The organism is Rhodococcus sp. HNM0569, from assembly GCF_012726205.1.
Classification (GTDB): Bacteria; Actinomycetota; Actinomycetes; order Mycobacteriales; family Mycobacteriaceae; genus Rhodococcus_F.
The window spans coordinates 20,554-27,471 of record NZ_JAASAE010000017.1; the positions used below are offsets into that span (position 1 = coordinate 20,554).

Annotated in this window: 8 protein-coding genes; 1 reads left to right on the top strand and 7 read right to left on the bottom strand. The window is 70.6% G+C overall.

Going from position 1 to position 6,918, the window contains the following annotated elements:
• Positions 1-104: 104 nt before the first annotated feature.
• Positions 105-443 (bottom strand): RNA polymerase-binding protein RbpA, encoded by a 339-nt coding sequence (locus HCA44_RS18335; protein ID WP_169650768.1) that lies wholly within the window; start codon positions 441-443, stop codon positions 105-107.
• A gap of 292 nt (positions 444-735) precedes the next feature.
• On the opposite strand from HCA44_RS18335, the gene HCA44_RS18340 reads away from it, so the two are divergent.
• The gene (locus tag HCA44_RS18340; RefSeq protein ID WP_169650802.1) at positions 736-1,035 is read left to right on the top strand and encodes a hypothetical protein; all 300 of its coding nucleotides are present in this window, start codon (positions 736-738) and stop codon (positions 1,033-1,035) included.
• A gap of 29 nt (positions 1,036-1,064) precedes the next feature.
• Here HCA44_RS18340 and HCA44_RS18345 read toward each other — a convergent pair whose 3' ends face one another.
• From HCA44_RS18345 to HCA44_RS18370, 6 genes are all read right to left on the bottom strand, one after another.
• Positions 1,065-1,418, bottom strand: a complete 354-nt coding sequence (locus HCA44_RS18345; protein WP_169650769.1) for a VOC family protein — start codon at positions 1,416-1,418, stop codon at positions 1,065-1,067.
• 33 nt (positions 1,419-1,451) lie between these two features.
• Positions 1,452-2,492, bottom strand: a complete 1,041-nt coding sequence (locus HCA44_RS18350; protein WP_169650770.1) for a diiron oxygenase — start codon at positions 2,490-2,492, stop codon at positions 1,452-1,454.
• The gene (locus HCA44_RS18355) at positions 2,489-3,388 is read right to left on the bottom strand and encodes a prephenate dehydrogenase dimerization domain-containing protein (protein WP_169650771.1); all 900 of its coding nucleotides are present in this window, start codon (positions 3,386-3,388) and stop codon (positions 2,489-2,491) included. The genes HCA44_RS18350 and HCA44_RS18355 overlap by 4 nt, the downstream gene beginning before the upstream one ends.
• Positions 3,388-5,481: an aminodeoxychorismate synthase component I gene (pabB, locus tag HCA44_RS18360; protein WP_169650772.1), complete on the bottom strand. Its 2,094-nt coding sequence runs from the start codon at positions 5,479-5,481 to the stop codon at positions 3,388-3,390. Before pabB ends, HCA44_RS18355 begins: the two co-directional genes overlap by 1 nt.
• 7 nt (positions 5,482-5,488) lie before the next feature.
• Positions 5,489-5,857: a chorismate mutase gene (locus HCA44_RS21095; RefSeq protein WP_346764786.1), complete on the bottom strand. Its 369-nt coding sequence runs from the start codon at positions 5,855-5,857 to the stop codon at positions 5,489-5,491.
• Between the two features lie 358 nt (positions 5,858-6,215).
• Complete coding sequence (locus HCA44_RS18370) at positions 6,216-6,818, bottom strand: hypothetical protein (protein WP_240945629.1); 603 nt, start codon at positions 6,816-6,818, stop codon at positions 6,216-6,218.
• Between the last annotated feature and the right edge of the window lie 100 nt (positions 6,819-6,918).

Genomic DNA, 6,918 nt, shown 5'->3' on the forward strand with positions numbered 1-6,918 from the left:
GTGCGGAGACTCGCACAGTACTCACGAGGGAAAAGCGGCTCGCGAACGCACAGCGCCGCCCCGGAGAACCGGGGCGGCGCTGTGCGTTCGAGTGTGCGGGGGAGTCAGGCTCCGCGGCGCTTGGCCTTGAGCAGGTCGAGCCGTTCCTTGAGCAGCTCCTCGAGCTCGTCGGTGGAGCGGCGCTCGAGCAGCATGTCCCAGTGCGTGCGCGGCGGCTTGACCTTCTTCGCCTCGGGTGCGGCGCCCTCGACGAGGGTGCCCTCGAGACCGTTGCGGCACATCCACGTGCCGGGGATCTCGGCCTCGTCGGCGAACGGAATGTCGAAGACCTCGCCGTTGTCGCAGCGGTACCGGGCGACTCGCCGGGGTGCGAGGTCGTGGTCGCGGTCGGTCTCGTAACTGACCGCACCGAGTCGGCTACCTCGAAGTACGCGATCTGCCATGGTGATGTCCTCTCCTCGATCGACTCCGCGCGACCGTGCCGGAGGCGAAATCACGCGTTCACATCCGGGTACAACGCGGCACGACCGCGAAAGGTTCCCGCTGTCGGCCTCCGGCCTGGTTCTCTGCCCGACCATGGTACCCACGCGACCCGCGCCGGACACCCGTGGCCCGGGTACGTGTGCGGTGCCGGCGGCGCCACTAGTGTCGTTGTCCGTGTCCACCTCATCGCAACAGCTCGAGCCGCCGGAGCAGTCGGGGCGGTCCCGTTCCCCGCGGCGTCTCGACGCGTGCCTGTGGTGCGGCCGGGAAGTGCCCGACGCCGGCAGCGGCAGGCGCAGGCGCTACTGCAGGCAGTCGTGCAGGCAGCGTGCGTACGAGCAACGCACTGCCGTCAAGGGCAGCGCCTTCCCGGACGACGCGGTGGTGCTGACCGCCGAGGAGGCGTCGGCGCTCGTGGACCGCGCGTTCGAGGTGCGGTGCGCGGCGGAGGACGTGGCGACCGCCTTGAGTGAGGGCGCCCCGCACGCCGACCTCGAGGCGCTGTGCCGGGACCTGGTGCAGCTCGCGCGTGACGCCGAGCGGCTGCGCTGACCACTCCCTCGTACTGCAGCCCCCTGGCCTCAGCGTGCGAGCGGACGGTAGAACACCAGCCCGTTGCCCTTGTTGTCGTAGACCACCGCACGCCGCTCGTGAGCGTCGTCGTACGGACCCTGCACGATCCCGCCGCCCGACTCCTCGACGGCCTTCGCCGCCGCGTCGACGTCCGCGGTCTTGATGCCGACGACCACCTGCCCGTGGATCGGATGGTCGACCGCCGTCGCGAGCGCGAAGGTGATCGCACCACCGTCGAGTGCCGCGAAATGCGTGCCGTCGCGGAACTTCAGCGGCATACCCAGGGTTTCGCTGTAGAACCCGATCGATTCGTCCAGATCGTCTGTCGACAGGATGATCATCTTCACTTCGTGGTCGCTCACGAATTCCTCCTCCGGTCCGCACGTACCTTCAGACTAGGCCCCTGGGCCCGAGCCGGCCGTGCGATCCGCGGTCAACCGGCCACCGAGATCCGCGCCGACCCCGAGCGAGGCACCCAGCCGGCCGATCGCCGAACAATCCTGTACGACAGGAGCGTTCGCGGCGAATTCGGCCACATCGCGCATCATGCCGTCGCCGCCCGGGACGGCCTCGTGCCGCACGATCGCCGTCCACGTCTCGAGGTCGCTCGCGGTGAACTCGTCGACGCCGACGGCGAGCAGGTCGAGCAGACGGTCGCGCTCGGCGGCGCCGAGGGAGTCGAACACCATCGTGAGCAGCTCTCCCGCGAGCGACCCGTGGCACAACTCGTCACGACGGTGGACGGCGACCGTGGACCGGTTCACCGGTTGCAGGCGTTCGTCGCCGGTGAGCAGCCCGAGGTACGCGCTGATCGACGTCTCCGCCACCGTCGCGTACGCGAAACGGACGAGTGCCGCCGCACGCGGGTCGGCGGCGGCCGCGACGGCGGCATCGTGGGCACGCACGGTGCGCCCGTGCGGCAGGACCGCGTCGGGCAGCGACCAGCCCCTCCTGCGCCGGGTCAACGCGTTCGCATTCTGGTGCATCAGCGTGTGGTACTGCTCGTCGACCATCGCCTGCATCACCCCGATCGTCGTGGTGTCGCCGGGACCGAGGCCGAACACGTCGGACGTGATCACGCCGAATCCCGGGTTCACCACGTACTGCTCGATGTCGACGACGCTCTTGTTGTAGGCGATCCACGCCCACGCACGGAGGCGGGCACGCCGTTCCTCGTCGAGGGCGTCGTACCGGGGGTGCGTGCGGAACGGCATCAGCGACTCGGGATAGTCGTCGCGATCCGGATCGAACAGCTCGTCGAGGTCCGGTTCCTTCTTCTTGACCGCCGCCCGGCGCGGCCACGACCGGGACAACCCGCGGATCACGGCGTTCTCGACGGGATCGGCCGGATCGTGGGCGGGCAGCGGCGGCGCCTGCAGCGGCGCGAGACCGTCGGGCGGACCGACGGACCGGGCCGCACGCCCCCGCGTGTTCATCCGGGCTCCGTTCCCGCCGTGAGCGGGGCGTCAGCGGTCGGTATCGCCGACACGACACGCGCCCCCACGAGACGATCCTGTTCGAGATCGGGAGACAACGCGGCGCGGGCGCGGGCCGTGAGCGCCGTGAACTCGTGCGGGGGTGCGGCGGCGGCCGCGTCGAGCTCGTCGAGCGCGCGCCGCAACGCGCGGCGAGCCTGCGCCGCATACGGATTGGCAACCTGAATGTCGCGGTACACGGCCGGTTCCCCCGACGCCACCCGGGCCGCGACCGCGCGCAACACCCGATGCGGCGGGGGAGCGGTCGCGGGTGCCGCCCCGGCCGCGTCGAGTTCGCCCAGTGCGAGCGCGAAGGCGAGAACGCTCGCGTGGGGGAGGGTCTGGGTCGCCGCCGCGAGGCGGTCGTGCTCGGCCGCACCTCGCCGCTCGATGCGGGCCCCGCCGCGCGCGAGCGCGCCGAGGAACGCCTCGACACCGCTCCCGGCACGGTGCACGGTCGCCACGACCGGCCGGCCCGCCATCGCCAGAGCAGGCGCGAACATCGGGTTCACCCCCAGCGCGGGCCGCCGCCACGACGCCAGCGCGGCAGCGATCCCCGATTTCACCGACAGCGTTTCGACGAGCACCGTGTCGGGCGCCAGCAGCTCGTCGAGGACCGGGAGAGCGTCGATCGCGACGTGCTCCGGTACCGCGAGAACGACCGCTCCGGCCGCACCCAGCGCGTGCGCGAGCTCGGCGGCCGGAGCGGTGACGTCGCCCCGCAGTGTGCCGGCGGGTCCGCCGGCACGGTCCACGATCTGCACGTGCCTGCCGTCGTCCACGAGCGCCTGCGCGACCATCGCGCCGACGGCTCCCCGGCCGCCGACGACGACGGCCCGATCCGTGGCGGCACCCATCAGCGACTCCCGTCGATGAGCAGCGGCGAGACGTCCGTGTCGGCGAGGCACCGGCGCATCGCGACCGCCTTGACGAAGGTTTCGTCGAGCTCGTCGCCGGGGTCGGACAGGGCGACGATCGCGCCGCCGATGCCGAAGGTGACCGCGCGGTCGGTGGCGACCATGGTCCGGATCACGATCGACAGATCGACGGTGCCGGTCAGCGACAGATAACCCAGGGCGCCCGAGTACACGCCCCGTGGACCCGCCTCCAGCTCGTCGAGGATCTCCATCGTGCGCAGCTTCGGTGCGCCGGTCATCGAGCCGCCCGGAAAGGCGGCGCGCACACAGTCCACCGCGCTCACGTCGGCTCGCGGAATCCCACGCACCGTGGACACGAGTTGGTGCACCGCGGAATAGGTTTCGACGTCGAACAGCGTCGGCACGTGCACCGACCCCGGCACGCACACCCGCGACAGGTCGTTGCGCACCAGGTCGACGATCATGAGATTCTCCGACCGGTCCTTCTCGCTGGCCCGCAACTGGTCCCGGAGAGCCCGGTCCTCGGCGTCGTTCGCGCCGCGCGGCCGGGTGCCCTTGATCGGTTTCGATTCCACCACCCCGTCCGTCCCGATCCGCAGGAACCGTTCCGGCGACGCACTGAGCACCGACATCCCGGGAAACCGCAGTAGAGCGCTGTACGGGGTGGGGCTCAGGGCGCGCAGTGCCCGGTAGGTGCGCAGCGAGTCGATACTGCCGTCGACGGTCGCGGAGTTCGTCAGGCACACCTCGTAGGTCTCGCCGCGGCGGATCTCGCCGAGGCACCGGCCGATCAGGTGGAGATAGTCCTGCGGGTCGTGGCGCACGCGGATCGTCGGGTCCCGCGCGTCGCGGCGCAGCGGTGGCGGTGCGGTGGCCGGTGGCGCGTCGTCCACGACGGAGGCGAGGGCGGCCGCGGTCTGCTCGAACCAGGCGACATTCGCCGGTTCGTCGACGTGTTCCCCGAGCGCGAGGAGATGGCAGCATCCGGCCTCGTGGTCGAGCACGACGGCCCGGTCGGCGAACACCAGCGCCGCGTCGTCGACGGGCGAGTGGTGCACGAGGGCGCCACCGACATCGGCTTTGAGCTCGTATCCGAGGTAACCGACGTACCCGAGACCGAATGCGAACGGCAGGTCCTCACGCGGCTCGAGGTGTCGCTCGCGCAGCCGGCGGTCGAGATGGTCGAACAGGGTCCGGTGGTACTCGGCGAGGGTGCCGTCGGCGCGGCGTTCGCGGACCACCGTCGCCGCGACGTCGTAGGTGACGAACTCGGCACGCGGACCGGACGCGTCGCCCATCACCGTGAACCGGGACTGCTGCTCCCGCGCGCAGCTGCCGTCGAGCAGAAAGCTGTGCGGGTCGGCGGCGAACAACGCTTCGTACGCTGCGTGCGGATCGGGCCGGCACGCCAGCACCCGCGTGTCGAGCACGTAGCGCGGCGCGCCGCGCGCAGGAGCGGGCGCGGCCACCGAGATGTGCGTCCGGCGGCGAGGTGTGGCGTCGCGGAAATTGGTCAGCAACTCGGCGCCGTACTCGCTGCCGATGGACTCCGGATGGAACTGCACGCCCCACAGGGGCCTGTCCCGGTGCGCCACCGCCATCGGCAGCCCGTCCGCGGTCCACGCGAGCGCCTCGAGTTCCTCGGGAATCGCGTCCGCGACGAGCGAGTGATAGCGCACCGCGGTGAACGGCGACGGTATCCCGTCGAACAGGCCCGTGCCCCGGTGCACGATCGAACTCGTGCGGCCGTGCACCGGCTGCGGCGCACGCACGATCGAGGAACCGCATGCATGGCACAGCCCCTGATGGCCGAGACACACGCCGAGAACCGGGAGTTCGCTCTCGCGCAGGACGCGCGCGCTGACGCCGAAGTCGCGCGCACGGTCGGGCCTGCCCGGCCCGGGGGAGATCACGACGTTGTCGACGTCGGTCCACGGGAGTTCGTGCCACGGAGCATCGTTGGTGACGACGATCGGCGCGAGCCCCTCGACGCGGGCGAGCAGGCTGTACAGGTTGTAGGTGAACGAATCGAAGTTGTCGACGAGCAGCGTACGGATCGGTGGCGGCGCCATGGCGGCCTCAACTCCGAGTGCCGCCGGGCCGGGCGTCGTCGACGATCCGGTCCTCGACGCGGCACGCCTCGTCGATCAGCAGGTCGTACAACGCCCGCACGAACTCGGCGGAGAGCCCGTGGCGATCGGCGTATTCGCGCGCACGGTGGTGCACGGTCCGCATCCGGCCCGGCTGCACGACCGCGATGGCGTGCTGTCGCTTGACCTGGGCGACGCGCGCGCACAACAGCATACGGTCGCGGATGTCGTCGAGCAGGGCCCGATCGACGCGGTCGAGTTGCGCACGCAACTCCTCGAGCGTCGCCTCGATGTCCGGCCCACCGACACGCGCTGGTGCCGAGGACGTCTCGTCGATCACTGTCTTGCTGTCGTCCACGTCTGCTCCCCGTGTGGTGGGTGCCGTGCCGGTGATGTGCGGAGCGATGCCGAGTCGTGGCGGACCGGGCATCGACGAGTCGCTCCCCGAAGGGGGCGGCCGGAGTGGATGTACTCATGATGGCACGCACCCCTCCGGCACTGCGGCGGTTCACGGTCGTCGCCGAGCGAATGTGGCGCGCGCCCGGCAAGAGCGCACATGTTTATCTCGCGACTCACCTCGAATTCGTTACGCGCGATTTTCTTGGTGGTGCGTCCGTGTCACAAAAAAATGGCATCCAGTGCAGCGAAATAGGTATTCGAAATTCTGGTGCGGACGCGCTACCAAGAATGGCGTTCTGCACGCACCGACTGTTTCGTCAGGCGAAGAATCCTCCCATCGTGTACACGACCTGGCAGAACGCCCCGTTCGCGTAGCGGATCGACCCGAACACCGCGGCCATGACCGCGCCGGGCCCGCTGTCGACGGTCGCCGTCAGATGTGGCCCCGCCGCGTCGAGGGTGCCGATTCCGCCGCGCAGGTTCTCGACGTTGAGCCACACGAGAGTCATCGACGAGTCGGCGATCGGTACGTCGATCGTCCGGTCGACGAACACCTGGATCGAGCCGAGCGGGACGCTGTCGTGCGGACCGGGATGCACCCAGGCGGTGGTCTGTGCGTACGGAACGACACCACCGCCGCACCCAGGTCCGACGGTCGGCGCGGGCATGAACGGCTGCGGCACGTTCTTCGGCGGGGGAGCGAACGGATCGACCGACCCCGATCCGGCCAGGAGTCGTTCGACCGCGTCCGCCGCCTCCGGGGACTGCGCGCTCGCGGCAGCCCGCAGGTCGTCGAGCGGCAGTCCCGGCGGCGCGGCGGGTTCGGCCGCCCCGACGGCCGGAGCGGCGACGGCAAGGGCCACGGCGAGCGGCGCGACCATCCGCCGGGCGAGCGTGCGGGCAGTGCTGTGACGGGGCATAAGTTGTCTCCTTCGAAGAAATGCGAATGCGCACCCGAGCCGAATGTCACGGTGATAATTCGGCAGCGGCCGGCAAAACGGGTGTCCACCCCGACCGAAT